This window comes from Luteolibacter luteus (genome assembly GCF_012913485.1).
Lineage (GTDB): Bacteria > Verrucomicrobiota > Verrucomicrobiia > Verrucomicrobiales > Akkermansiaceae > Haloferula > Haloferula lutea.
Genome location: NZ_CP051774.1, coordinates 630,222 through 657,137, shown reverse-complemented (window position 1 = coordinate 657,137; position 26,916 = coordinate 630,222). Strand labels below are relative to the sequence as shown.

Sequence of the window (26,916 nt, the reverse complement as noted above, 5' to 3'; positions counted from 1 at the left end):
GGATGGATATCACTCGCTCTCCGAACGAAGCGCCACGGGTGCCGTGGCAGGGCGGCTGGAGGGGAGGAAAAGCGCCACGATGCTGAGGAATAGCAATGCGCCGCCGAGGTAGAGAAGAGCTGTGGTTTCGCTGCCGGTCTTGTCCTTGATCTTGCCGACCAACTGCGGGCCGAAATAGCCGCCTAGGTTTCCCACGGAGTTGATCAGGGCGATGCCACCAGCGGCGGCGGTGCCGCTCAGGTAACTGGTGCCAAGGGCCCAGAAGGGGCCGAGCGTGGATTTCTGGCCCGCCAAGGCGATCACCAAACCCAGCATGGCGAGCCAAGGGTTTTGAGCGAAGGCCGCACCGGCAAAACCGATCGCAGCCACCAAGCCTGCACCGGCCACAAAGCTTTTCCGATCTCCCCTCTGGTCCGAAGCTCGTCCCACCAAGGTCATCGCGATTCCCGCGACCACGTAGGGCACCATGTTGATCAGTCCCACCACGAAGTCCTCGCTGCCGGAAAGGCGCTTGGTAATGGAAGGCAGCCAGAATTCGTAGCCGTAGCCCGCCACGTTGATGAGGAAGTAGAGCAAGCAGAGCAGCCAGACACGGCCGCTGGTGAAGGCATCGCGGAGTCTTTTCTCCTTCTTGCCGCTGTCATGCTTCGCCTCATTTCCCAGCTTGGCCAGCAGCCAGCCTTTCTCGGCGGGCGAGAGCCAGCGCGCGTCCCCCGGGCCATTGGGCAGGATAAAGAGCACCACCAGCCCCATGACGATCGCCGGCACCGCCTCGATGAAGAAAAGCCACTTCCATCCGGCGATTCCCATCAGGCCATCCATGTGCAGAAGGGCACCCGAGATCGGCGATCCGATGATCCCTGCCGCGATACCCCCCAAGGCAAAGAGTGCCACGGTCTTCGCCCGTTCCTTTGCCGGATACCAGTAGGTGAGATAGAGGATGACGCCCGGGAAGAAGCCGGCTTCAGCGGCTCCAAGGAGGAAGCGCATGATGTAAAACATCTTCACCCCGTTCAGAAAAACGAAGAACATCGAGACGATGCCCCACAAGATCATGATTCGGGCGATCCAAATGCGCGCCCCGAATTTCTGGAGAGCCAGATTGCTGGGAACCTCGAAGATGAAGTAGCCAATGAAAAAGAGTCCCGCGCCGGTGCCAAAAACCTCCCCGAAGATCTTGGGATCGACACCGAGCACCGGCTCCAAGTGCGACTTGGCGAAACCGACATTGATCCGGTCGATGTAGGCGATGATGTAGCAGAAGAAGAGCAGGGGAACCAAGCGCCAGGTGACCTTCGAGAGCACTGCGCGCTGTTCCGCCTCCGTGAGGGCAGGGTTTTCCATGGGTTTGAATCGGGACCTTTCCGGGCCGTTCTACGACCCGCAAGATCAAAGCCTGTCCCGACATCGATGCCATCAATGCACCCTGCAATGAAAACTGCGGGTGCGGAATGCACGATGCAGGCCCCTTCAAATTTTCGAATCACTGTAACAATTTGAAATACAGTCAAAGTGCTCGCGGCACGGGGGCTGCGGAAGGGAGGGTGTAACTGAAAACCCCGACCGCAATAAGGCGGCAGGAACTCCCACCGAGCCATGATCACGAACCTTGAACAGCTTTACTTCGACCAACTGCGCGATCTTTACAGCGCGGAATCCCAGCTCATCGCCGCCTTGCCGGACTTGGCCAATCACGTAACCGACCCCGAGCTGAAGCGGTCTTTCCAGAAACACATGGGTGAAACCCGGGTCCACCGGGCCCGTCTCCAAGATCTCTTCTGCCGCCACGGCCTGAACCCCGGCGGTGAGCAATGTGAGGCCGTAAGGGGTCTCATTCGAGAAGCTCGCAAGCATGTTGGCAGGGCGAGAGCCGGACACGTCAGGGACGCCGTCCTGATCGCCGTCGCTAACCGGATCGAGCACTACGAGATCGCCGGCTACGGAACTGCCCGTGCTTTCGCCGAGTGCCTCGGATATGTCGATGATGCCGATGTTCTTGGGACTTCCTTGGAAGAAGAAAGCGACGCGGACGCCTCCATCACACGGATCGCCACCGGCGGACTCTTTGTCTCTGGCATCAACGAGGCCGCGGCGATCTGTTGATTTTCTCGGCCGGATGCTGGCACGCAGACGGTTGTCGGGCCCGTCCAGAGGGATGGGCCTGACCTTTTTGTCACAAGGTCAGTGGGGTGGGGGAGCCGTGCGAAGGGACTTTACGGGGCGGCTTCAGCGGATAGCTTCGGGGCGTTTGACAAGTTATGGAGGAAGCTGCGGGACGGATTGACACGCTACAGGCCATCGAGTTGGCGGAAGGCGTGGAGGTGCGTCTCCGGATTGCGGGGCCACTCCAGCGGGGCGTGGCGCTCGGGATCGACTGGGGAGTCCAGATCGCCGGTCTGCTCATCATTTGGGTGATCCTGATGATTGCCGGGATCGGCATTGGTTTTACCGTTTCCACGGGCTTGGGGATGCTGGCTTGGTTCTTTACCTGGTGGTGGTACCCCGTGCTTTTTGAAGCCAGCAAATGGGGGGCGACTCCCGGCAAGCGGGCGATGGGCCTCCGCGTGGTGCAGACCTCCGGTGCACCCATTACCTTTTCCCAAGCGTTGGTCAGGAATTTCCTGCGCGTGGCGGATGCCATGCCGATGCTCCCTTCTTCCTGGCTCGGCGGCCTGCCAATCCCGACGATGGCTTTCGGCTTGGCGACCTGCCTGGCGACCAAGCGTTTCCAGCGTCTCGGCGATCTCGCGGCTGGTACCGTGGTGATCTACGACAAGGTACTGCCGGAGCCGGCAGTCCCGGCACCTCCTCCGATGGAGGCCTCCCGCCCGGTCGTCCCACTGCGTCCTGAGGAAGTCCGGGCGGTTGTCGCCTTCCGGGAACGGGCCGGCTTGTGGTCGGAGGGCAGGCGCGCGGAAATCGCCGACCACGCGAGTGAACTCAGCGGTGGGAAGGGCAACGCGGGTGTGGCCCGAATTATGGCAATCGCTCACTGGCTTCAGGAAAAACGATGAGTCCGGGATCTTTCGAAGAACGTCGCGCGGCCGAATGGCTTGAGCTGGATCGCCTGATCACCAGTGTGGAGAAGGGCAAGCCGGAACCCGGAGTGGAAGAGTTGCCCAAACGCTTCCGCGAGACCTGCGCGGACCTGGCCTTGGCACGCCACCGCATGTATTCGACGCAGCTTATCGACCGGCTGAACACGCTGGTCATCCGCGGCTACAAGCTGCTTTACCGCAGTCGCCGCCGTGGTTGGGAAGCCGTGGCGAAGTTCATCTTCGCAGGCTTCCCTCAGACGGTGCGCAAGGAGTGGCGCCTGTTCTGGCTCTGCAGCGCGATTTTCTGGATCCCCTTCTTCGCGATGATGGCCTCCGCTTGGCTGAACATCGATTGGATCCGTGCGGTGCTCGGTCCCGAGCAGATGGCCGAGGTTGAATCGATGTACGGTGGGGAAGAGGAGCAGATCAGCGCCTTCCGGGAGATGTTCGGGTCGAACTTCATGATGTTCTCCCACTACATCCGGAACAATGTGGGGATCGACTTCCAGATCTTCGCGGGGGGGATACTTGCCTGTCTCGGGACCATCTTTTACCTCGCCTTCAATGGTATCTATATCGGCGCGGTGGCGGGCTACGTCCACTATGCCTGCAATCCCCAATCGTTCTGGACCTTCGTGGCCGGACACTCGTCCTACGAGTTGCTGGGCATGATTGTCGCGGGTATGGCCGGGATGCGCCTGGGCCTCGGCATCCTGAATCCCGGGCGATTGCCGCGGGGCCGGGCGATTGCTGAAGCGGCGAAGCGCGCGCTGCCTTTGATCTACGGCGCGGCCGCGATGACCGCGCTGGCCGCAGTGGTGGAAGGTTTCTGGTCGGCCCAGCGGATGGCGCCTGAAATAAAGTACTCCGTGGGAATTGCCGGCTGGGTATTGCACCTGGCCTATTTCCTTCTGATGGGAAGGGGGACGCGTGCGGCTTGAAGATGTGACCGCAGAGCTCCGCCCAAGGAGTGATTGGGAAGCGGTCGATCTGGGCCTCGCCTTGGCGCGTCGCGATTTCTGGCGCCTCTGGGGCTGCTGGTGGCTGGGAATGCTGCCCATGCTGTTGCTCAGCGTCGGCCTGCTTCACGATTACCCCGCATTGGTGGTGCTGGCATGCTGGTGGTGGATGCCAGTCGCTTCGCGCATGGTGCTTTTCGTGATCAGCCGTCACCTCTTTGGCGAGCTGCCCGATGGCAAGTCTGTCTTGGGCGAATGGCCGCGCGCGATGTACCGGCGCTTCGGATTCCGCATGCTCTGGGCGCGTTTTTCGCCATGGCGTCCGCTGACCATGGCGGTCGAGGACCTCGAGGGACTTCGCGGAAAGGCCTACGCTGCGCGTGTCCGGTTGCTCCTGAGGCGGGGGGATGCCACGGTGGTTTCCCTAGCGTTGTGGCGGGTCGGTCTGACCTTCTGGATGGCCTTGGCGCTGATCGGCACCGCCACCCTGTTCCTGCCGCAAGGTCAGGCGGAGCAATGGCGCGTGCTTTTCCAAACGCTCAGTGATGAATCCTGGCTGAATCTTCCGCCGTCCTTCGGCTGGGTGCTTGCCGCTTCCGTGCTCATCTCGATGTCCTTGGTGGACGTGTTTTCGACCGGCGCGGGATTCGGCATGTACGTGAACCATCGTACTTGGATCGAGGGTTGGGACGTGGAGCTGGCTTTCCGCCGCATGGGCAATCGCCTGGCTGGCACCGTGACAGCACTGGTCGCTGCCTTCCTGTGCCTCTCCGGTAATCTCCAACCGGTTGGTGCTGCCACGGCGAAGGAAACGATCACCGAGGTGAAGTCGCATGAGGACTTCACGATCCATTACGTCGAAGTGAAGAACCGTACGTCTGGTGCCAGCAATTGGAACTGGATGCCGGGAGAGTGGTTGCTTGTCCTGGGTAAAGTCGTGATTTGGTCGGCGTTCGGGGCTTTGATCGCCTTTATCGTCTGGCTGGTCTGGCGAAACCGGCACCTGTTCAAGACCGGGGGCTTCCACAAGCGGGTGCCGCGAGTGCCGCCGCAGGCAAAGGTGGTCATGGGAATGGATGTCGCTCCCGAGTCACTGCCTGCGGACATCCCCACCGCGGCGATGGAACTGTGGCGCGTGGGCCGCCGGCAGGAAGCCATGAGCCTGCTTTATCGGGGGACGATTTCGAAGCTGATCACCAGCCGGGGGGTGGAGATCGCGGAGTCGGATACGGAGAGCGATTGCCTGCGCCGGGTCACCGCGGAGGCAGCTCCTCTCGCCGGCTATTTCGGCGGCCTCACGGATGCCTGGGTCCTTCTTGCCTACGGGCGCAGCGCGCCGCCGGACCAGACCATGGAGCAGCTTTGCTCAAGCTGGCCTTTCACCGAAAGGAGGCAGGCATGAGGATCCCCGCGATTATTCTCGGCTGCCTGATCCTCGCGGGCTGCGGCGGTTACACCACGACCAAGCGCGAGACCGGCTACAAGGGGAAGGCGAAAGTGGACGCATACTTGGCGGCAACCCGCTTTCTCGAGCGCTTCGGCTACGCGGTCGAAAGCAAGCCCGGCTGGCCCGATCTTGAACAGGATGTCTCCATGCTCTTCGTGCCGGCGGAGGTGATTTCCACCGAGGCATACATCCGCGAGGTGGACCAGTGGGTTGCCGGCGGCGGGCATTTGCTCTGCCTGGTGGAGTGGGGCGAATCTTATCGCGACGAATGGAGCCCCTTTGCCGGCTTCCGCTCTGGCGAAGAGGGTGACGTCCCCGAGGCGCTGCATGGTTGGCTCGAAGGCGCCGGGGTGGAACTCAGCAGCGCCGCCGCCTCCGACAAGTTCTCCGAGGACAAGCTGAACTATCACAACAAGACCTACGAGATCTTCGCCGAGTCTCATGCTCGGCTGAAGGCCGACGGCAAGGACAGGATCTTCGACCAGGTGCGCTACGGCGACGGGCTGATCACGGTGATGACAGATGCCCGTCCTTTCCGGAATCGTCATATCGGGGAACATGACCATGCCGAACTGCTCCTCGATCTCGTGAATGCTTCGCCGTATCGTGGCAAGGTCGTGATCGTCCGTGATGCGGCGATCTCGCTCTGGAGCCTGGTATGGCACCACGGGTCTGCGGTCGTGATCGGGATCCTTGCGGTCACCTTGTTCTGGCTCTGGAAAAACATGCCGCGCTTCGGGCCCCTGCGCCGTGAGGAATCGAGGACCACGGCACGCGATTACGATCATCACCTTGAAGCATTGGGCGACTTCCAGTGGCGCTTGGACAAGGGGGCTGCGATGCTCCGGCCCTTGCGCGACTCGGTATTGGAGCGCGCGCAGCGGATGTCTGCCTCCGGGCATCGCGATGGCGATCTATTCGAATGGGTCGCCCAGCGTGCGGGAATCACCCGGGATCGTGCCGAACGGGCGATGACCCATGACCGCCCTCCCGATCCCGCCAGCTTTGCCCGTCTGATCGCGGACCTGCAGAAAATTCACCTCTCTCTAACATGACCGAAGAAAACGCCGTCTACCAAGCCACTCCGCCGCAAGCGCAACCGGACGCGTCCGCGATGGTCGCGCGCCTGAGGGCGCAGGTTGAACACGCCGTGCTGGGGCAGAGGGAAGTGGTCAGCCAGGTGCTCGCCGGACTGCTGGCTGGCGGTCACGTGCTGCTGGAAGGGAAGCCGGGCCTTGGCAAGACCCAGCTGGTGCTGGCACTGGCCAAGGCCTTCGGAGGAGCTTTCGGACGTATCCAGTTCACGCCGGATCTCATGCCTTCGGATGTCACGGGCTTCCGGCTCTTCGACATGAAGAGCCAGACCTTCCAGCTCCGCCGCGGCCCGGTCTTCTGCAATCTCTTGCTCGCGGATGAAATCAACCGCGCCCCCGCCAAGACCCAGGCCGCCTTGCTCGAAGTGATGCAAGAGCGGCAGGTGACGATCGATGGCGAATCGCTTCAGCTCTCCGCTCCCTTCATGACGCTGGCGACGCAGAACCCGGTGGAACATGAGGGCACCTATCCCCTGCCGGAAGCACAGCTCGACCGCTTCCTGATGAAGATCCTTATCGATTATCCGACCGCGGAAGCGGAGTCGGAGATCGTCGCCCGCTCCGCTGCTGAAGTGCCTGGAGATTCCGCGACCAAGGAGTTGCACGTCGTCGCCACGCCGGAAGACGTGGTGCGGGCACAGGCTGCCACCGCAGCCGTGCAGGTGGTCCGTGAGGTCGTGGACTACGCCGTGGCGATCGTTCAGGCGACCCGCGAAGCGAAGACCGTCTGGCTCGGTGCAGGTACGCGCGGTGCGATTGCGCTGGTGCGCATTGGCAAGGCGATCGCGCTCATGCATGGCCGCCATTTCGTCATTCCGGATGACATCAAGGCGGCATCGCTACCGGTGCTGCGTCATCGCGTGCAGTTGGCTCCTGAAGTGGCGATCGGTGGTCAGTCGATGGATGAAGTTTTGAAGATCATCGTGGAATCCGTCCCGGCACCCCGGCAGTAAGCATGAACCCGACCGGCAGAATCCTGGGACTCGTGGTGGCGTGGGCTCTTCTCGGAGTCCTTGTCTCCGCGTGGCCGGCTTTCGCGCCGGAGGGAGGGAGTGGTCCGCTTTCCGCAGCGGCTCCCTTTGTGATGCAGGCATGGTGGATCGTTGGCGGAATCATCGCGGCGGTGGCCTTGGTCGACGCCTTGCTATTATCGCGCCTCGCGAAGCTGCAGTTGACCCGTCGCTTGCCGGGTCGCTTCGCAGTAGGGGAGGCTTCGGACGTACGGCTGGATCTTCTGAATCCCGGCGGGGTGGTGGCGAAGGTGGAGATCTTCGATGGCATCCCCGCGGGCGCCGAGGCCGAGACGATGCCATGGCAGGGAAGCATCGCCCCGGGCGAGAAGGCCCGCCTGACACATCCGGTGCGGATCATCGAGCGCGGCGTCGCGAAGTTCGGGAAGGTCCATGTCCGGCGGACCTCGCCGCTGGCCTTGTGGCACAAGAAATACCTCGTCGGGGAGAACGAGGAAGTTCGGGTGTATCCCGACTACGAGCCGGTGCTCCGGTTTGCCCTTCTTTCGCTTCAGCATCGGCCTGACCAGATGGGAATCGTGCGGAAATCCTTTGCGGGCAGCAGCCGGGATTTCCACCAGCTTCGTGAGTATCGCGAGGGCGACCCGCTTTCGCAGATCGATTGGAAGGCCACTTCACGCCGCATTTCGCTGATCAGCCGGGAATATCAGGAGCAGCGGAATCAAGTCGTGATCTTCCTGACCGATACCGGTCGCCGGATGCGCGCCATGGATGGCGAGTTGCCACAGTTCGACCACTGCCTGAACGCCATGCTGCTGCTTTCCTATGTGGCCTTGCGGCAGGGAGATCAGGTTGGCGTGCAGGCTTTCGGCGGGATGAACCGCTGGCTGCCGCCGGTGAAGGGCGCTCACTCGATGTCTGTGCTCCTCAATCATCTCTTCGACTATCAGACCACGCCGGAGCCCAGTGATTTCAGCGCCGCTGCGGAGCGGCTCTTGGCCCGCCAGAAGCGGCGCGCCTTGGTCGTGGTGATGACGAACCTGCGGGGTGAGGACTCCTCGGAGATCGTGCCCGCCTTGCGGACCCTGCGCTCGAAGCATCTCGTGTTGCTGGCGAGCTTGCGCGAACGCAGCGTGGAGGATGCACGCAGCAAGCCGGTGGAAGGCTTTGGCGATGCGTTGCGCTTCGCCGCGGCGGAGCGCTACGATGCGGAGCGCGCGGAGGTGCTGGCCACCTTGCAGGGCTTCGGGATCCTCACTTTGGATGTACCCGCCCAGCAGTTCCCCGTGGCGCTCGCGAACTCCTATCTGGATATCAAGGCCGCGGGCCGCTTGTGAGCCGTTCTGTCGGGAGGGCCGGCACTGCCGGGAAATCGTGAAGCTCCTAGGAGGTTAAAACAAAGCAGCGCCGGGGATGCCGGCGCTGCATGGGGAAAAATTAGGATTCCGAAAGCACCGGATCAGCGGCTCTCCGCCTCGGCAATCGACCAGACCAAGGCCAGCGACCAGCCGGTGAAGACGAAGGCGGCCGCAGCGAGGACATTCGCGGTGGCGAGCGCCCAAGCGATCCCTGCCAAGGCCACCACCAGATTCAGCGTGGTAATGGCTCCGGAACGGCGCACCCGGAAGTTCATGGCGATCACGCCAGGCAGGAAGTAGACCACCAAGGCTGCCAGTGCGACCACCGCAAACCCGAGCCACAGGAACACGGCGGGCATGGTGGCGACAATGGCTTCCTCACCGAAATAGATGAATGCGGCAGCCGCGGCGACGATGGCGAGGGCGAGACCAATCACCCACATGCCCCATTTCGGAATGGCATGGCTTTCACGAAGGGTCTGCTTGTGGCGTCGTCCCGACCTCGGATCGTTGGACTCATAGGCTTCGGCCGGCAGCGGGGCCGGTTGGGAATCCATGAACTTCGCGCGCAGGCTTTCAAGCGTCTCCATTCGCGAAAACTAGGCGTGCTCCGTAAATTCGGCAAGCAGGAGACGTGCAGTTCCTGCCATTCTTTCGGAAAAAGTTTCGCTTCCATTGGGTGGGTTTAATCCGCCGCTTTTTTGTGAAATTAGGGAAATTTTGAGACATGGTGATCTGTAAAACCCGACCATCGCTGAATATCTGCTCATGCGTCTCAAGCCTCTATTCTTCTTCCTTCTCTCTGCTGGAATCGTCGCCGGCGAACCGGTCCAGCTCTCCGGGATCTATCCCTCCTTGGCTTTCTTCAATGACGAGGGCGAATGCGGGACTGGTGCTGTGGTCCCGTGGGCAGACCGGCTGTGGGCGGTGACATACGCGCCGCATTCCCCGCAGGGCTCTTCTGATAAGCTCTATGAGATAACCCCCGGCTTGGAGCAGATTGTCCGTTCGGAAAGTGTCGGCGGAACACCCGCGAACCGGATGATCCATCGTGAGAGCAAGCAGCTCTTCATCGGCCCTTACGTCATTGGCGAGGATCGCAGCGTGCGGGCGATCCCTCACTCGGAAATGTATGGCCGCCTGACCGGGAATGCGAGGCACCTCACGGACCCTGTCGGAAAGATTTACTACGCCACCATGGAGGAGGGTCTCTACGAGGTGGATGTGGACACCCTCGCTGTCACCGAACTGTGGCGCGACGAGCAGCAGAAAGGAGGCCGCAAGGCCGATTTGCCCGGCTATCATGGCAAGGGCCTCTACTCCGGCCAAGGACTGCTGGTCTATGCCAACAACGGCGATCACTCGAAGCAGGCGCTGCAGGATCCCGCGAGCGAGTCGGGAGCCCTGGCGTCATGGGATGGAACGGCGGACGCGTGGAAGCTCGTCCGGCGCAATCAATTCACAGAGCTTACCGGTCCTGGAGGGATCGAGGGCAATCGCTCGCCTGAAAGCGATCCGGTGTGGACGATCGGTTGGGATCACCGCTCCCTCATCCTGATGTGCCTCCATGGGAAGACCTGGCACTCGTGGCGGCTGCCGAAGGCCTCCCACTCTTACGATGGTGCACACGGCTGGAACACCGAGTGGCCCCGCATTCGTGACATCGGGGAGAAGGACCTGCTCATGACGATGCACGGGACTTTCTGGAGATTCCCGAAGACGTTCACACCGGAGAACTCCGCGGGCATCGCCCCTCGTTCGAACTACCTCAAGGTGATCGGCGACTTCTGCCGCTGGCAGGACCGGCTGGTGTTTGGCTGCGATGATACGGCCAAAGCGGAGTTCCTTAACAAACGCGCTTCAAAGGGCAAGATCGCGGCTCCGCAATCCCAGTCGAACCTGTGGTTCGTCGATCCCCGTGAACTGGACCGGATTGGCCCCGCGATCGGTCGCGGTGCTGTCTGGATGGATGAGCCTGTGAAAGCGGGCCAGCCTTCGGATGCCTATTTGCTCGCGGGTTATCAGGGCAAGTCCCTCCACTTTTCCCATGCCGGTGGAAGCAGTGTGAAGGTGGCCCTGGAAGTCGATGAGAAGGGCGATGGAAATTGGAAGCAGGCCCGCGAGATCATGCTGGATTCTCCCTATCAATGGATCGATTTGTCCGGGCTTGCAGGAGTGTGGATACGCCTTGTCTCCAATGCCGATTTGCCGGAAGCCACGGCGCTTTTCCAATACACGAATCGCGATGAGCGCTCGGCGGAGCCTGATGCCATCTTCACCGGACTGGCAGGCCAGGAAGAGGGCGCGGTGAGCGGTGGCTTGGTGAGAGCTCTAGGAGACAACAAGCGCTGCTTGGGGATGCTTGCGATGGATTCCCGGGGTAAGGAACGCGGCTACTATGAGCTCGATGCCGGGCTAAAGCTTCACCGCGTCGAGGATGCGGGGGCTCAGGCGGACCTGCGCGAGAACACGGGGATCCCCACGCAGGTGCTTCAGGAAGATCCTGCATCCGTGCTCTTCGTGGATGACAAGGGGAAGCGTTGGAGATTGCCGCGGGGAAGCGCTTCCCAGGTCGGCGGCTTGGGAGATACCCGCGTCTGCCGGGAGGTGGCGACGGAACGGGATCTCTTCCATGCCGGTGGCTCCTTTTATGAACTCCCGGCCGAGAATGCAGGAGGCTTTGCGAAGCTGCGCGCGGTTGCGAGCGGGAATTTCATGGTCCACGACTTCTGCTCCTATCGAGGACTCTTTATCATGACGGGCATCGCGGATGGCAAAGGGGAGGGGAATCCTCACGTCATCCGCTCGGAAGATGGAAAGGCCGCCCTCTGGGCGGGCGCGATCGATGACATCTGGAAGATCGGCAAGCCCCGCGGCCAGGGTGGACCGTGGAAGGAATCCAAGGTCGAGCCGAACGTCGCTTCGGATCCTTATCTCATGACCGGCTTCGACAAGAAATCGCTCGTGCTGAAGTCATCGGTGCCGGCGACCATCACGGCGGAGGTCGATCTCACCGGCACCGGAGAATGGGTCACCTACCGTTCCTTCCTCGTGGATGGTAGCGCGGAGCACTCGTTTCCCGATGCTTTCCAAGCCTACTGGATCCGGTTCAGATGTGACAAGGAGGCCATTGTCGATGCGCAACTGGATTATCGGTAAAACCTCACACATTCGGGGGACCTTTCGCGTGCTTGACCGGCTGCGGGTGAGGGGCGGGAATGAATCAAAGCCATTTCCATGAAAAAACTCTCCGCTTCCCGCCTCTCCCTTTGTTCCGGTCTGTTCGTCGCCGCGGTGCTGGGCTTTACTGCCAGCGGTTTCGCCAAGGAGGAAATGAAGGAAATCCGCTCCGGTGAAGTTTGGCCCGATAGCGAGGGCAAGCCGGTCAACGCCCACGGCGGCGGCGTGCTCGCGCACGAAGGCACCTACTACTGGTATGGCGAGATCAAGCAGGGGAAGACCTACCTGCCGGATTGCAACAAGTCCTGGGGCGGCACCCGCGTCGATGTGACCGGCGTCTCCTGTTATGCGTCCAAGGATCTGCTGGAATGGAAGAATCTCGGCAATGTCCTGCCCGCTGTGACGGATGATCCGAAGCACGATCTTCACATCGGGATGGTTCTGGAGCGGCCGAAGGTGATCTACAACGCGGCGACGAAGAAGTTCGTCCTGTGGTTCCACGCGGATAGCATGGACTACGCTGCGGCGAAGTGCGGCGTGGCCGTATCGGACAAACCGGAAGGTCCCTTCACCTACCTTGGCAGCTTCCGGCCGAATGCAGGCAAGTGGCCGGCGAATGCGAAGGAGGAAGATAAGAAGGACCCGAAGGCCCCCTTGGTCCGCGATCATGACGCCGGACAGATGGCCCGCGACCTGACCGTCTTCGTCGATGAAGATGGCAAGGGCTACCTTTTCACCGCCTCCGAGGACAATGCGACGATGCACATCTCCGAATTGACGGACGACTATCTTGGGCTGACCGGTAAGTATGCCCGTGTATTCCCGGGCCGGATGATGGAAGCACCGGCGGTCTTCAAGCGGGAAGGAAAATACTACATCATCGCTTCCGGTTGCACCGCTTGGGCTCCCAATGCCGCTCGCTCGGCAGTGGCAGATTCCATCTGGGGGCCATGGAGGGAACTCGGCAATCCTTGCCAGGGCGAAAAGGCTGAAACCACCTTCCAATCTCAGGGAACCTATGTCCTGCCTTACAAGGAGGGATTCGTTTTCCTGGCAGACCGCTGGAACAAGGATGATCTGCCCGATTCCCGCTACGTCTGGCTGCCGATCGGATTCCAGGGCGATAAGCCGGTGCTGCAGTGGAAGGATGGTTGGAAGCCGGAGTAGTGTCCCCGGAAAGGGGGACTGTTCGGCGGAAAGGCAATTTGGCCCATGAGCGTATCCCAATGCTTATGATCCGCCGCCTCCTTCTCCTTGCTCTCGCGTCCACGGCTGCTTCTGCCGCACCCGTCCCACTTTTCAATGGCAAGGACCTGGAGGGCTGGGAGGGGAATACCAAGGTCTGGCGGGTGGAGGATGGGGCGATCACCGGCGGATCGATGGAGGGCAATGCCCGCAACGAATTCCTGGTCACCAAGAAGCCATGGAAGAACTTCATCCTCCGCTTGGAGTACAAGCTGGTGGGGACGGAGGGCTTTGTGAATGGCGGCGTACAATTTCACAGCCAGCGGGTTGAGAATCCGGCGCACGAGATGCGCGGCTATCAGGCGGACATCGGCGGCGGCTACAGTGGCTGCTTGAACAACGAGCTCCGCAAGCCGCAGTTCCTCGGGGTGGCGGACAGGAAGCTCGTCGCCTCGACTGAGAAGCCGGGTGAATGGAACCGCTACGAGATCCGGGCGGAGGGATCCCGGTTCCAGCTCTTCATCAATGGCGTGAAGACTTCAGAATACACCGAGAAGGATGCGGCGATTCCCTTGGAGGGCTTCATCGGCCTGCAGATTCATGGGGATTGCAAAGCCGTGATCGCATTCCGGAAGATGGAGATCGAGGCTCTGCCCGATAGCCCCTGATCGTGTCGAGCGTGCAAAATTACGCCTTAGGTGGTATCGTTAGGAATCCCTGATTCTTCGGGCTTCCCGTGAATTGTCGGGCATGTTACTCCTCTTGCCATGAAGTTTCCTTTCGTGGTGGCGATGCTGTCCTTGTCGGCGGTATGCTTCCACTGCGCGCAAGTGGATCCCCTGCCCGGACAGCGGGATGAAGTGGTGGGCATGTGGGGGATCAATCCGGACGGCTCTCCTTCCTCATCCGGTCACTCGGTGAGCGCCCCGACCTCCGGGGGAGGACTCGCCCGCGAGATCAATCTGAAGGTGGACATGGTGCCGAAAGGCACGCATGGCCGGAAGGTGGTGCGCCCGATGCAGCCCCGCTACATCACCATCCATTCCACGCAGAACTACTCTGCCGATGCCTGGCGGCATTCCTTGGCCCTCAAGCGCGGCGCGCTCCGCTCCCCGAAGCGCAAGGGGGGCAACCGGATCGGTTATCTGATCTGGCACTTCACGGTGGATGACAAGGTGGCGATCCAGCACATGCCGACCAACGAACAGGGCGAGCACGCCGACTTCGACGGTCCGGGTAATCGCTCCTCGATCGGCATCGAAATGTGTGAACACCGCGGCAGCAATCGCTCCGCGACCATCGAGCGGACCGCAAAGCTCACGGCCAAGCTGATGCACGACAATGGCATCCCGCTGAGCCGGGTGGTACCGCACTACCATTGGCCGCGCCGCGGGAAAAATCCGCCGAACAAGAATTGTCCCCACTTCCTCTTGGATAACGGCAGGCCCGGCGCGAAGTGGCGCTGGTTCCTCGGCCGGGTTGACTACCATTACAAGCGGGCCTACCAGCACACCTATGCCTCGCGCTGAGATGCCGCCTTCCCGGGAGCCCTCGCACGGCAGCCCGGGAAACCGGCTGACCTTGCTGGATCCGGATCATTTTTACGTCTGCCAACGCTGCACCGCCTGCTGCAAGTGGCCCGGCGACGTGCGTCTGGAGGAAGACGAACTTGCTCCGATCGCGTCCTTCCTCGGGATGGGTGAGCAGGAGTTCATCGAGCGCTATACCCGCCTGAGGACGAATCGCAATGGTCTCTCCCTGATCGAGAAGGAGAACCATGAGTGCATCATGTTGGAAGAGGGGGGCTGCAGGATTCATCCGGTAAAGCCGGAGCAGTGTCGCGGTTTTCCGAACAAATGGAATTTTCCTGGCTGGCAAGAGGTCTGCGAAGCGAAGCCGATTCCCATGGAAGAGGCGCGCGCTCAAGGGAGGGTTTGAAAAGATAGGCCGGCACGATGGTTGCACCAAGAAGAGAAGCTCCCGGCCGAGGGTGGCCGGAAGCTTCCGAAGAAGGAATCAAGGTTGTGGACTGCTCCTAGCGGCGGCGGCGCAGCAGTCCCAACATGCCGAGCGCGCCGAGCAGGCTCACGCTTGGCTCGGGCACCACGGCGGTGCCGCTGATCGATACGTTGTCGATCCGGGTGCTCGAGGTTAAAAGAGGTCCACCTGCTCCGCCATTCGCATTAACCGTGCTCGTCAAGCTCAGGCGGAAATAGACCGTCGTTGCATTGTCGAGCGCAGTGATCCCGCTCAGATCAAAAGCATAGCTGGTGTTGGGTTCGTGCGTGACCCCATCCCACCACGATTGGCTAGGCGAGGCGGCATCGACGGTATAAACGGAGCCGAAGTTGGTGAAATTGCTTCCGTCCGTGCTGTAGGAAAGCTGGAAGTCACGCGCGCCATTCGGATGGCTCAGTTTGTCAAAGCCGATCGTGATATCCTCATAGCCAGCGGTAGATGTCGAAAACTGTAGGTAGTCCCCTACCGACCAATTGTCGACGCTATACGCATTCGGTGATGCGTTCCCGACATTGATGGCCCAGCTCGTGGAATTGGAGGCGTGGAACCCGGTGAAACTACCAGAACCGGTATCAGCAGTGACTACAGGCGAGGAAGAACCGAATCCAGTGGGAGGGCTGCTATCAAAATTCCAGCCGGCGATGGTGGCCGCTTGGCTGGAACCTGCGAGGACGGTGCCGAGTGCACCTAACAGGCTAAGGGCAATTTTCATGTGTAAGGGGTGGGTGTGTTATCTGCTAACCGGTCTAACATGTTCTAAGATCCGGAAAGTCACTGCTTCCAAATCATACCCTCCCCATACCCGGGAAGCAAAAATGCGGAGTTTGTCAAAATGGTGACACGTGGCGATTGAAAGCATGAGCCGTGTGCATCAGAGAAATGACTATTCATGCCGGGGAGCACGGGACGGCGTTGAGGAAAGCCTCTTGGTGACAGTAGAAAGCATCTCCAAGATCGGGGAAACTGGGCAGCAACATTCCCCTTATCCGTGTCAGCCGAAGTCTTAACAAATCTCCCCTGTGAACCCCATTCGGAGCAACGCACTCCAACTGCCGAGCCATGCCATTCTGGCTGCGCCTCGCCTGTTAAATTTCCTATTTTTAACAGGCGTAGCAGGGCACACGGAGAGGTTCCCGGCATCCTCGACAGCCCTCAGTCCGGCGTTTCCCAAAGGGCCGGTCGGGCTCCAAAGAGAAAGCGGCCCTCCGCCGGAAGGCAGAAGACCGCGTTTCAGAAGAGGGAAGTGGGCGGGGCGATCAGGTGGCCTGTTCGCCGCGGGCCATCACGACCTTGCCGGTGCGCACGGTCTCGATGATCTCGAATTGGGAGAACATCGCCACGGCGGCATCGACCTTCGGGCTGTCACCGGTGATCATGACGATCATCGAAGTCGGTGTGAGGTCCACGGTCTTGCCGTCGAAGTGCTCGGTGATCTGCAGCGCCTGCGAGCGGTCTTCCGGAGAGCACTTGATCTTGATGAGGATCATCTCCTTGGTCACCGAGTCGTCCGAGGTGTGCTCGAAGCAATGGATCACGTCGATCAGCTTGGAGACCTGCTTGATGATCTGGTCGAGACCCTGGGGATCGCCGCTGATGCCGATGGTCATCCGCGAGAAGTTCGGGTTCCGGCCTTCGGAAACGACGAGCGAGTCGATGTTGAATCCGCGGCGGGAAAAGACCTGGCAGATGCGCATGAGGACTCCCGGCTCGTTGGTTACGAGGATGGAGAGGGTGTGCATGGCACCGCGACGTGCGGGCGCGACAGGATTAGGAGTCTCGGTTGTCACGATGGTTTGGGTCATGGTGAAGTTGCGGTTGGCGAATCGGGAGTGGTCCCGGAAGTGGTTTCTGCAAAGATGCGGAAGAAGATGTCGGGGCGTCGGAAAGTGGTACTGCGGAGCGGGGTCTCGGTGGAGGCTTGGCCGTGGAGGATGAAGCCGTAATCGACGGCACCGCGCAGGCCGACGACGACCTTCGGGTCCTCCCCGATGCCGAGGTCGGCCGCACTCAAGCGGGCGAGGGTCCAAGCCGTGCTGACGAGTGCCTCCTTGGTCTTGTCGTCCGCATACTTGCGGAGGTCCGGCACGTGGCAGAGGTAGAGGACGGTGTCCTTGCCCAGATGGCAGTAGGTGAGGAATTCGCCCTTGGTGAGAAAGGGCTTCTCGCTGCCGCCAGTGAAGATGGCCTCGCAGGTCACCTGCATGATCATGGAGTAACCCCTGGCCGCTTCGGTGGCCTTGTCGTTGTTGCCATGGTAGTTGCCGGATTTCGAAGAGAAGATCTTGCGATTGGCTTCTTGGAATTCGGCGTAGCCGGGCGTGGCGGCGAGGTCCTTCTCTCCTTGGATAGCCAGGTATTCCAACCCGCAGACCGGCAGGATCAGGAGCGCGAAGATCCAGGTCCACGCCTTCGCCGGGATGAAGAAGAGGCTGTGCTTCCGCGGCGGCGGACTGTCGGCATGCACGGGCTTTGGCGAGAGGCGCAGCCAGACCACGTGGTTCAGCAGGGTGGCCAGCACGATCCCGAGCACGAAGCCGCCGGGAATCTTGAGCGCGGTGCCGGCCACAATTCCCAAAATCATGGCAATCCCGAAAAGGGGAATGATCAGGATGCCGAATCCTTTCCAGATGATCATGGCGGCGGATGAAGAAGAGTGAAGGATCCGGGCGAAGGCGAACCCTTCGCCCGGATCAATCAGATCAGAAGTCGAGCATCACGTGGAACCCACGGGCTTCTCCATCTTGGTCTTCGGAGCCTCGGTGATCATGTCCTCGAGGGCCGCGCCGGCCGGGATCATCGGGAAGACGTTGTCGGTCTTCACGCACTCGGCATGGATCAGGATCGGGCCGTCATTGTAGGCGAGCGCCTTCTCGAGTTGCTTGGTGACATCGGCCGGGCGCTTGATGAAGACACTCGGGATGCCGTAGGCGGCGGCGAGCTTGCAGAAGTCGGGGTTGCCGATGAGATCCACGCCGCTTTCACGGTTTTCGAAGAAGAGCTCCTGCCACTGGCGGACCATGCCAAGGTAGTGGTTGTTCAGCACCACAATCTTGATCGGCAGCTTGTGGATTTGCGCGGTCGCCAATTCGAAGAGGGTCATCTGGAAGCCGCCGTCTCCGGAGATGGAGATCACGGTCTTCTTCGGGTGGGCGAGCTGGGCGCCGATGGCGGCAGGGAAGCCGAAACCCATGGTGCCGGCACCACCGGAGGAGAGCCAGTGGAAGGACTCGCTGTTCTTGTAGAACTGCGCGGCCCACATCTGGTGCTGGCCCACGTCGGTGGAGACGATCGCCTTGCCTTCGGTGAGTTCGTAGAGCTCGTCGATCACCTGCTGCATCCGCAGGCCGCCCTGCTTCTTGTAGTTGAGCGGGAACTTCTTCTTGTAGCCGTCGAGCTTGGCGAGCCATTCGCCGGTTTCGAGCGGACCGATCTTCTCGTTGATCTCGGTCAGTGCGGCCTTGGCATCGCCGGTGATCATCACATCCGGCTGGATCATCTTGTTGGCTTCCGCCGGATCGATGTCGATGTGGATGATCTTCGCGTCCTTACAGAACTTGGCGGGATTGCCGATGATGCGGTCGTCGAAGCGGGAGCCGATATTGATCAGCAGGTCGCACTCGATCATCGCCTTGTTCGCGTAGGCGGTGCCGTGCATGCCCAGCATGCCCAGCGAAAGCGGATGCGTTTCCGGGAAGACTCCCTTGCCCAGAAGGGTGTTCGTCACCGGGGCATTCAGCGTTTCGGCGAGGTAGCGCAGCTCCTTGTCGGCGCGGGCGATCATCGCACCTTGGCCGGCCAGGATCACCGGGCGCTTGGCCTTGGCGATCAGAGCGGCGGCGTCCTTCACGGCGTTCGAATCGATGCTGAAATCGCCGCTCGGGTCATAGCCCGGCAGGTTGAAAGGCGGGTTCATCTCGCCGCTGAAAGGAGCTCCCGAAACGTTCTTCGGAATGTCGATCAACACGGGGCCGGGGCGGCCGGTGGTGGCGATGTGATAAGCTTCGCGAGCGATGCGGGGAAGGGAGTTGGGGTCCTTCACCAGATAGTTGTGCTTCACCACCGGGATGGTGATGCCGAAGATGTCGGCCTCTTGGAAAGCGTCCTTGCCGAGCATCCAGGTCACGGTCTGGCCGGAGAGCACGATCATGGGCACGGAGTCCATCATCGCCGTCATCAGACCGGTCACCGTGTTGCCGGCACCGGGACCGGAAGTAACCAGCACCGCGGCAGGCTTGCCGGTCGCACGGGCATAACCATCGGCCATGTGGACCGCACCCTGTTCGTGGCGGACCAAGATAAACTTCATCTTGGTCTTGACCGTTTCAAGGGCGTCAAAGATGGGAATCGCTGCTCCACCGGAGTAGCCGAAAATGTACTCGATTCCCAAGTCGTCGAGTGTCTTGATGAGGGCTTGCGCGCCGTCGAGTTGATCCTTGCTCATGGCAAAATTGGGGTTCGGCGGGAGAAGTAGGGCGGTTTCTTCGGATGGGCAATGCGAAAATGCGCGATTTTTGCCTAAATGTGGGAAAAATTCGGAATCGATGCGCTGAAAATCGGAGATTTCGGTCCAAGTTGCGCAAATGGTCGTTGGGTTCTGAGTGAAAACGGCTCTTTGGGTGACAAGGTCGTTGCTTGAGCGACTCGCTGTCGGCACGCCCGGAAAAGCAGAAAGCTCCCGTGAGGGGAGCTTTCAGAACTTGTGGGGTGGGGTAGTGGCTTCCCGGAGTCAGGCGTCGCGCATCACTTGTCCACGATCTTCAGGATCGGGCCGGCGTGATCGACGATGTAGAGATTCCCCGCGGCGTCTTCACCGAAGGAAGAAATCATCCCCACGCGACCGCCTTCCGGCTCGAAATCCTTGGTGTGGTCCTCGAACTTGGTCGGCTTGCCGTTCTTGCCCGGAATGAAGGACCAGACACGGCGGTTGTTGTAGTCGCCGAAGATGTAGCGGCCTTCGAGATCTTTCACCGGGCCGCGGTAGACGTAGCCACCGGTGACGGAGAGGCCTTCCTTGCTCCCTCCGCCGTGCTGATAGACGTAAACCGGCTCGATGGCACCTTTCGGAGCATCGCCACCGACGCCGCCAGCCGGAGTTTCCTTGTCGGCCTCGCGCAAGCGCCAGCCGAAGTTTGCGCCCGCGCCCTTGCCCTTCGGCAGGTAGTCGATCTCCTCCCAGTTGTTCTGGCCGACATCGCCGATCCAGAAATCACCGGTTTCGCGGTCGAAGGAGCAACGCCACGGATTGCGGAGTCCGTAGGCCCAGATCTCGGGCTTGATGCCTTCTTTGCCAACGAAGGGATTGTCTTTCGGAACCGAGTATCCCGTCTCTGGCGAAACATCCAAGCGGAGGAACTTGCCCAAATAAGTGTCGAGCGCTTGAGCGCGTTGCTTCGGGTCGTTGCCCGAGCCGCCGTCCCCGGTGCCCACGTAGAGCATGCCATCCGGGCCGAATTCGACCCAGCCGCCATTGTGATTCTCGAAATCCTGCTTGAAGGAAAGCAGGACCTCTTGGCTCGACGCGTCGGTTGTCTTGAATTCCGGGCCTTTGGCGGTGAAGCGGGAAATCCGTGTGTTCTGCTGCTGGTCCACGTAATTCACGTAGAAGCGGCCGGTCTTGCCGAAGTCCTTGGCGAAGGCCAAGCCAAGCAGGCCTTCCTCGTTGCCCTTGCGGCGCACCTGGGGGACGATGTCCAGGAAGGGTTCCGGCTGCTTTTCGCCGGTCTTCAGGTCCACGATCCAGACCTTGCCCGCCTGCTCCATCACCCAGAGGTGATCCTTGTCGCTGGCCGGGGCTCCTACCCAAACGGGACGCTCGAATCCGGAGGCGACAACAACCGCGCCAGGCTTCGCGTGAGCCGTGGCGAGGACCGAAAGAAGGGCGGCAGACAGGAGCACTTTGCGCATGACCGGGGAGGCTAGCGCGGTGCCGCGCGAGCGCAACCCGACAACGCGTCGTCGCGCCTCCTTCATGGATCGTCTTTTCAGGACCGCCGGCGCCGGAATAATGCGCCCGCGGCAGCTAGCATAGCGAGACCGGCCGAGGAGGGCTCCGGCACCACATAGACGGCGGGATTCAGGGTTCCCGGATTGATGGTGCTCAAATCGCCGTCGAGGGCGATGAAGATGCCGTTGTTCGGTTGAGTCGTATTGTGGGTATTAGCCACGACCTGAAAGCTGATCGAATTGGTATTCTGGTAGCGGAGGAGAAAAGACGCGCGAGGATCCGTGAAAGGGTAATCCGTGCCCGGCGCATTGAAGAGGAAGTAGCCATCACCCTGGTCGGTTACCGAGACTTGCGACGATGTGGGGAGCTGGTAGCTCACCAGTCCATCGTCAGCGAAAACGACCACGGCTTCATCCTGCGTTGGTTCTCCATCGACCTCGTAGATCATGATCCTGAAGTCCGGGATCGTGAAGGGGTCGGTAAAATTGCTGCCGCCTTGGAAGAACTCCAGATTGTAAGTGACGCTGCCGGCACCGTAATTGCCGGTTGGGCCTACCCCGCCTTGATAGGCATAAAGCAGCCCGATGTCTCCACCCGGGACGCCGGGAGTGCCGCTATAGTCGGGTACTGCTCCATTATACCCATAGCGAGGTGAGGTGATATCCGTCACCGTGAGCCTCATGTCCACCTGCTGTCCCGAGCCGGGAGCAACATTGAGGAAGCTAAAGCTGGTGCCGGTATAGTAGTCGCCCAACTGTGAATGGGTTGCATTCAGTTGTTGGACGGGATTGTTGAAGACCAGATCGTAGGTCTGGCCGGAGGCGGGGGCCGCGTTTAGGAGAATCGCGACCACGCAGGCGAAACGTGGCGGGATATGCATGAGATCGAGGGGAAATCGCCCTTATGAAAGGCTTCCCGACGAAATTCGCAATCCGAAAAAGTCAACTAACCCGAAATAACCCCTAGAATCAGGATCTCTCGGGAAAAGAATGTTTCCAGACCGCCAGTGCCTCCCGGATTTCCTGGGTTTTACGGGTCGGGCTGAGTTCCCAGATCAAGGGGCATGATTCGGGGAAAAACGGGAGCAGTTCCTTGTATTGGAGTGTGCCGGTGAAGGGCGTGCGGTGGTCGCGCTGTGGCCACTGGACATCGTGAACGTGCCCGCCAATCAGATGGGGGGAGATGCGGCGCAACCACTCGACATGATCGAGCAGGCCGATGTTGTGTTTTAACTGCACGTGGCCGAAGTCATGCCAGTAGCCGACCCAAGGGTTGTCGGCGAAGTGTTCCTGAAGCTTCACCATCTCGCGCTCCGAGGGCATGTCCTCGTAACGGGAGCGGGATTCGACGGCGAGTTTCACGCCGTATTCCGCAGCTTTCTCCGCGAGAGTGCCCAAGGCGTCGATGGCGCGCTGGTAGTAAAGCGGCGCGATTTTCTCGCGCTTTTTCACGAAGGCGATCTTCTCCGCGGCGTATTCCGGACCGTTGCGACCGTTCTCCGCGACGATGGAGGTGAGGCGTTTGGTCCACTTGCGGGTATTCAGGGGGACAGAGCCCATGTGGAGCACCACGTAGATCGCCTTGAACTCCGCTGCGAGTTCGAGGGTCTTCAGGGTCATCTCCATCGCCCGCTGTCGGTCAAAGGGGCGATGCGAGGTGTATTCGTAGGCATCCGGCGCATCGATCATCACTTCCACCGGAGAGGGGAAGTAGTTGTGTACGCCGGAACAGGTGAACTTGCCCGCGGCGAAAGCTTTCTTGATACCCGGCAGCTTCGCGATGGTCATTCCATGCGAGAGTTCGATGTTCGAGAATCCCAGTTCCAGGATTTCGTCGATCATCGCCTCACCGTCGTGATGACGGGAGTTGTTCCAACAGGTAGAGAAAGCGAGCACGCCGCGAGGATGGCCGGTAGTGGCAGGAGTGGAAAGCCGAAGGTGTCGGGGACTTATTCCGCCTCTTCCTTGGCTTTCTTGCCTGCGGCGTTCTTCAGGTAGTGATCCACGATCCGCTTCTCCGCCTCATATTCGATCACGTTTGCGGCGGAGAGTTCGGAAGCCAGCGACTTGGCTGCGGCAACGTCCAGATCGGTCGGCGGGGCTCCAGCGGCCTTGACCGGGCGTAGTTCCAGATTGGGAACGATCTTCTCCATGCCGGGCGAAACCGTGGGATCAATGACATTCGCGATCGTCGCCTTCGGATCTCCTTCCGGCAGTTCGCCCTTCGCCAGCAGGGCGCGCTTCTCCGGTTCATCGAGCATCGAGAACTGGAGGGCATGCTGATAGCCACGCATCAAGGTTTCGCGGGCCAGCCGCTCGCGCGCAGGGAGATCCTCATATTCCCGGCCGAGCTGGGTCTTGAGATCGTCGTCGTGCTTGAAGACCTGATCGAAGTAAACGGTCGGAGCCATGCCGAGAGTGTTCGCCTCATCGATCATCCCGATGGCTTTCAGGAAAGTCGCATGGGCGCTCTTGGCATCCAGATTGCGATAGAAGGTGGCATCGGAGATGATGGTACGCATTTCCTCCACCAGCTTTTCCTTGCGGGCGAATTTCTTGTAGTGCTTCGAGCCGTAGATAAAGGCGAAGAAGAGGATAATCCCCCAGATCGTCAGCCGAAGGGTTGTGGCGGTACGCTGGTCCATCAGGTCCAGATTGATTTGGGTTTCTTCGGCTCGTTCGACGCTTCAGGCTCGGGGAAGTTCCGCTTCTCACGGCAGTGGAAGAGGGCTTCCTCGCGAGTGATGTAGCCGCTGTTGAGAAGCGCCGCGATGGTCTGGTCGATCGTGCGCGAACCATCCTTGAAGCCGATCTCCATTAGGCCGACCAGCTGTTCAAGTTTCCGTTCGCGGATACAGGCGCGGATGCCGTGGGATGCCCGCATTACCTCGGAGGCAAGCACGCGGCCTTGTCCATCGGCGCGCTGAATGAGACGCTGGGAGACCACGGCTTCGATCACGCCCGCAAGCTGGGTCACGATCTGTGATTGCTGCTCTGGCGGGAAGACGTCCACCAGACGGTCGATGGACTGCGGGGCATCGACGGTGTGAAGGGTGGCAAGCACGAGGTGGCCGGTTTCCGCTGCGGTGAGGGCGATGCGGATCGTTTCCAAGTCACGCAACTCCGACACCACGATCACGTCCGGGTCCTGGCGCAGCGACTGGCGCAGGGCCACGGGGAAACCCCGTGTGTCGGCACCCACTTCGCGCTGCTTGATAAGGCAGCTCGCGTGGGAGAAGACAAACTCGATGGGATCTTCGATGGTGACGATCACGCCGGAGCGGTTCTCCGAGATACGCTTGATCATCGCCGCGAGGGTGGTGGATTTGCCCGACCCCGTGATTCCGGTGACGAGCACCAGACCACGACGGAGCTGGCAGATTTCATCGACGACCGGATGGTGCCCCAAGGTGCCCAACTCCGGGATTTCCTGGGGGATGTGGCGGAAGGCCGCCTCATGGCAACCGCGGGCGACGTGGACATTGCCGCGGAAACGTCCTACGCCTTCCAGTTGCAAGGCGTAGTCCAGCTCCCAATTTTGCTCAAGGGAGGCGCGTTGGGCTTCCGAAAGCGTATCGTGGATCAGGCGCCGGGTAGTATCCGGATCGAGAAGGAAGTCCTCGAGTGGTACCAGGTTGCCGCCCACGCGTGCGGCGGGCGGTGCCCAAGTGGAAAGATGGAGATCGGAGCCGCCCAGTTGGACGGTCTGCCGGAGATAATCGGTGATTTCGCGTACCTGACTCACGATGACTGGGGATAGAGTTATGAAATACCGCGCATCGCACGATCAAAATCGAGCGGCCGGTCCGTGGCAGAACGCGCCGTGGCGGGATCGAGGATACCTTGATTGGTGGCGGCGACCAGATAGCGCAGGAAGGAGCAGCCCTTCGAGTCCTCGGTCTTGTTGAGGTGATCCTTCAACTCGTCGTAGCGGTTTTCCTCGATCCACTTGCGGGTGGCACCCTCGTTCTGGAAATACTCGAGCACGGCCACCACGCCCCCATCGATGCGTGGTAGTAGCTGTTGGGCGATAGCACCAATGAGCTGGTGTGCCAGAAGGCTCGCAGCACCGGCGGTGCTGGTGTCACTGAGGATACGGTTCAGGCGCTCCATGGCCGTGGGCACGCCAGCCACGCCGGATCCGTGCAGCGTGGAAATCACAAGGTGGCCGGTTTCCGCGGCGCGCAGGGCAGCGTAGGCTGTCTCCGCATCCCGGATTTCACCGAAGAGAATAATGTCGGGGTTTTGACGGAGCGCGGCGCGCAGGGCCACGCTGAAATTCTCGGTATCCCGCCGGACCTCGCGCTGGGAGAAGAGGGCGCGGTCGTTCTCGAAAAGGTATTCGATGGGGTCCTCGATCGTGACGATGTGGCGGGGCTGGTTCCGGTTTACCCACTGCAGGCAGGCCGCAATGGTGGTGGATTTTCCGGAGCCGGTGGGACCGCAGACCACGATCAGGCCGGAACGCCGCTCCATCCAAGAAGTGAGCATGGCACCTGGCAGGCCGAGTTGCTCAAAGGTAGGGATATCCTTTTTGATCGGGCGCAGGGCTACGGCCAAACGACCGAGGGTGCGGTAGAGGTTCGCGCGCAAGCGGCCTGCGCCCTCCACCTGGAGGCTGGAGTCACCGTCATTTTCGGTATCCGGGTTTGCCCCGCAGGTCCGCCAGATGTCGGCCACGTCTTCGCGTGAAATCGTGGCCCCGAAAGCGGTGATCACATCCCCGTCACTCCGAACCCTGGGCTTTTCGCCCTCCATCAGGAAAACATCACTGGCGCCTCCGACGAAGGCGTTCTGGATCAAGGATCGGATCTCGGGGTTCACGGTGGGAAGGCTAACAGGACCCCCTCGGGTAAGGAAAAGGCGTAAGATGTGAACTTACGATGAATTCCCGGTGGAGCCTGCATGGTTGGAGCTGTGCTTGACCCTTAAAACCGCTGGCCCGGGAAAATGTCGCTGGATGACAGATGAATCCCCCGGGCAGTAACCGGGAGCCGGCTCAGAGCATCCGGTAGCCGGAGGTGTCAGGAGTGAAGATCGCCGGGTCGATCTTCGCATTGATCTTGGCATTGCTGAAGACGGTGCGAATGCGGGACTTGTCTTCCAGCTCCAGCTCGAGGGAGCGAAGCTGGTAGTCCTTGGTGTCGATCTCCAGATACATCCACGGCACCTGGCGGCGCAGGGTCTTGTCCTTTGGCTTTACGGTAAGCTGATAGCTGCCATCGGTGACGCGGGACTCGATCAGCTCGAAGGTCTGCTGGAAGCCGGCGAGGTCGCGAAACGCGTTGTCCGAAAGCAGGGTGAACTGGCGGGCCTCGGTGGACTCGGCGTCGATGCGCTTCCCGCGTTTTTTCGACACATCGAGCAGGGTCATGGTCTGGCCGTCTGAGACCGCCATGGTTTTGACCGGCTCGCCGAGTTCCCAGCAGAGCTTGCCGGGGCGCTGCATCCGCATGCGGCCCGGGGTAGCGACCGGCTTTTTCAGCGAGGGGAGCTTCCGCTCCTGCACGAACCGGGCGTCGAGGCTCTGCAAGTCCTTCTGCTTGTTGATCCAGGTTTCCAGCGGCTTGGAGTCGAGCTCGGCATGGGCCAGCGAGATCAGGGAAAGCAGGACTAGCAGGGGTCGCATGGCTAGAGTGGAAAGCGGGATGGCCGAGGTTTCAACCGTGAATCCTGCGGCACCCCGTGTTCGGGGGCGGATGAGCGACGTTTGCCTTTCCGG

General features: G+C 60.8%; 25 protein-coding genes. 12 read left to right on the top strand and 13 right to left on the bottom strand.

The genetic code is table 11. From position 1 onward, the window contains the following. Positions 1-9 precede the first annotated feature (9 nt). Complete coding sequence (locus HHL09_RS02595; protein WP_169452933.1) at positions 10-1,344, bottom strand: MFS transporter; 1,335 nt, start codon at positions 1,342-1,344, stop codon at positions 10-12. A 252-nt stretch (positions 1,345-1,596) separates the two neighbouring features. On the opposite strand from HHL09_RS02595, the gene HHL09_RS02590 reads away from it, so the two are divergent. The 7 genes from HHL09_RS02590 (at position 1,597) to HHL09_RS02560 (ending at position 8,846) form a co-directional block, all read left to right on the top strand. Then, positions 1,597-2,103 carry a YciE/YciF ferroxidase family protein gene (locus tag HHL09_RS02590; protein ID WP_169452932.1) on the top strand — a complete coding sequence of 169 codons (507 nt, stop codon included), beginning with the start codon at positions 1,597-1,599 and terminating at the stop codon, positions 2,101-2,103. A 155-nt stretch (positions 2,104-2,258) separates the two neighbouring features. Further along, the gene (locus HHL09_RS02585; protein WP_169452931.1) at positions 2,259-3,014 is read left to right on the top strand and encodes an RDD family protein; all 756 of its coding nucleotides are present in this window, start codon (positions 2,259-2,261) and stop codon (positions 3,012-3,014) included. Then, positions 3,011-3,979: a stage II sporulation protein M gene (locus tag HHL09_RS02580; protein ID WP_169452930.1), complete on the top strand. Its 969-nt coding sequence runs from the start codon at positions 3,011-3,013 to the stop codon at positions 3,977-3,979. Before HHL09_RS02585 ends, HHL09_RS02580 begins: the two co-directional genes overlap by 4 nt. Positions 3,980-3,983: 4 nt before the next feature. After that, positions 3,984-5,399: a DUF4129 domain-containing protein gene (locus HHL09_RS02575; RefSeq protein ID WP_169452929.1), complete on the top strand. Its 1,416-nt coding sequence runs from the start codon at positions 3,984-3,986 to the stop codon at positions 5,397-5,399. Beyond that, positions 5,396-6,499 (top strand): DUF4350 domain-containing protein, encoded by a 1,104-nt coding sequence (locus tag HHL09_RS02570; RefSeq protein ID WP_169452928.1) that lies wholly within the window; start codon positions 5,396-5,398, stop codon positions 6,497-6,499. The genes HHL09_RS02575 and HHL09_RS02570 overlap by 4 nt, the downstream gene beginning before the upstream one ends. Further along, positions 6,496-7,491, top strand: a complete 996-nt coding sequence (locus HHL09_RS02565) for an AAA family ATPase (protein WP_169452927.1) — start codon at positions 6,496-6,498, stop codon at positions 7,489-7,491. The genes HHL09_RS02570 and HHL09_RS02565 overlap by 4 nt, the downstream gene beginning before the upstream one ends. A 2-nt stretch (positions 7,492-7,493) precedes the next feature. Further along, positions 7,494-8,846, top strand: coding sequence for a DUF58 domain-containing protein (locus tag HHL09_RS02560; protein WP_169452926.1), 1,353 nt, complete (start codon positions 7,494-7,496; stop codon positions 8,844-8,846). Between the two features lie 122 nt (positions 8,847-8,968). On the opposite strand, the gene HHL09_RS02555 is transcribed toward HHL09_RS02560, so the two are convergent. Then, the gene (locus HHL09_RS02555) at positions 8,969-9,457 is read right to left on the bottom strand and encodes a hypothetical protein (protein ID WP_169452925.1); all 489 of its coding nucleotides are present in this window, start codon (positions 9,455-9,457) and stop codon (positions 8,969-8,971) included. A gap of 178 nt (positions 9,458-9,635) precedes the next feature. Here HHL09_RS02555 and HHL09_RS02550 point away from each other — a divergent pair, with 178 nt between their 5' ends. From HHL09_RS02550 to HHL09_RS02530, 5 genes are all read left to right on the top strand, one after another. Further along, a complete protein-coding gene (locus HHL09_RS02550; protein ID WP_169452924.1) occupies positions 9,636-12,026 on the top strand; it encodes a hypothetical protein in 2,391 nt (796 codons plus the stop codon). A gap of 78 nt (positions 12,027-12,104) precedes the next feature. Continuing rightward, positions 12,105-13,214, top strand: coding sequence for a glycoside hydrolase family 43 protein (locus HHL09_RS02545; RefSeq protein WP_205760965.1), 1,110 nt, complete (start codon positions 12,105-12,107; stop codon positions 13,212-13,214). Between the two features lie 65 nt (positions 13,215-13,279). Next, on the top strand, positions 13,280-13,900 hold the full coding sequence (locus HHL09_RS02540; protein WP_240963723.1) for a 3-keto-disaccharide hydrolase: 621 nt from the start codon (positions 13,280-13,282) through the stop codon (positions 13,898-13,900). A gap of 99 nt (positions 13,901-13,999) precedes the next feature. After that, complete coding sequence (locus HHL09_RS02535) at positions 14,000-14,761, top strand: peptidoglycan recognition protein family protein (protein ID WP_240963722.1); 762 nt, start codon at positions 14,000-14,002, stop codon at positions 14,759-14,761. A gap of 1 nt (position 14,762) precedes the next feature. Then, positions 14,763-15,170 (top strand): YkgJ family cysteine cluster protein, encoded by a 408-nt coding sequence (locus HHL09_RS02530; RefSeq protein WP_169452922.1) that lies wholly within the window; start codon positions 14,763-14,765, stop codon positions 15,168-15,170. Between the two features lie 97 nt (positions 15,171-15,267). On the opposite strand, the gene HHL09_RS02525 is transcribed toward HHL09_RS02530, so the two are convergent. The 11 genes from HHL09_RS02525 to HHL09_RS02475 form a co-directional block, all read right to left on the bottom strand. After that, on the bottom strand, positions 15,268-15,963 hold the full coding sequence (locus HHL09_RS02525; protein WP_169452921.1) for a hypothetical protein: 696 nt from the start codon (positions 15,961-15,963) through the stop codon (positions 15,268-15,270). A 544-nt stretch (positions 15,964-16,507) separates the two neighbouring features. Further along, entirely contained in the window at positions 16,508-17,053 is a 546-nt protein-coding gene (ilvN, locus tag HHL09_RS02520; protein ID WP_169452920.1) for an acetolactate synthase small subunit, read from the bottom strand. Beyond that, complete coding sequence (locus HHL09_RS02515; RefSeq protein WP_169452919.1) at positions 17,050-17,886, bottom strand: hypothetical protein; 837 nt, start codon at positions 17,884-17,886, stop codon at positions 17,050-17,052. The genes ilvN and HHL09_RS02515 overlap by 4 nt, the downstream gene beginning before the upstream one ends. 78 nt (positions 17,887-17,964) lie before the next feature. Then, positions 17,965-19,692 (bottom strand): biosynthetic-type acetolactate synthase large subunit, encoded by a 1,728-nt coding sequence (gene ilvB, locus HHL09_RS02510; protein WP_169452918.1) that lies wholly within the window; start codon positions 19,690-19,692, stop codon positions 17,965-17,967. A gap of 299 nt (positions 19,693-19,991) precedes the next feature. Then, the gene (locus HHL09_RS02505; RefSeq protein WP_169452917.1) at positions 19,992-21,155 is read right to left on the bottom strand and encodes a PQQ-dependent sugar dehydrogenase; all 1,164 of its coding nucleotides are present in this window, start codon (positions 21,153-21,155) and stop codon (positions 19,992-19,994) included. A gap of 77 nt (positions 21,156-21,232) precedes the next feature. Next, entirely contained in the window at positions 21,233-22,075 is an 843-nt protein-coding gene (locus HHL09_RS02500; protein WP_169452916.1) for a PEP-CTERM sorting domain-containing protein, read from the bottom strand. Between the two features lie 88 nt (positions 22,076-22,163). Further along, a complete protein-coding gene (locus HHL09_RS02495; protein WP_169452915.1) occupies positions 22,164-23,090 on the bottom strand; it encodes a sugar phosphate isomerase/epimerase family protein in 927 nt (308 codons plus the stop codon). A gap of 53 nt (positions 23,091-23,143) precedes the next feature. Further along, positions 23,144-23,839: a hypothetical protein gene (locus tag HHL09_RS02490; protein WP_169452914.1), complete on the bottom strand. Its 696-nt coding sequence runs from the start codon at positions 23,837-23,839 to the stop codon at positions 23,144-23,146. Next, positions 23,839-24,939 carry a type IV pilus twitching motility protein PilT gene (locus HHL09_RS02485; RefSeq protein ID WP_169452913.1) on the bottom strand — a complete coding sequence of 367 codons (1,101 nt, stop codon included), beginning with the start codon at positions 24,937-24,939 and terminating at the stop codon, positions 23,839-23,841. Before HHL09_RS02485 ends, HHL09_RS02490 begins: the two co-directional genes overlap by 1 nt. Positions 24,940-24,956: 17 nt before the next feature. Continuing rightward, positions 24,957-26,018 carry a type IV pilus twitching motility protein PilT gene (locus tag HHL09_RS02480; RefSeq protein WP_169452912.1) on the bottom strand — a complete coding sequence of 354 codons (1,062 nt, stop codon included), beginning with the start codon at positions 26,016-26,018 and terminating at the stop codon, positions 24,957-24,959. A gap of 175 nt (positions 26,019-26,193) precedes the next feature. Then, positions 26,194-26,823, bottom strand: a complete 630-nt coding sequence (locus HHL09_RS02475) for a LolA family protein (RefSeq protein WP_169452911.1) — start codon at positions 26,821-26,823, stop codon at positions 26,194-26,196. Positions 26,824-26,916 lie beyond the last annotated feature (93 nt).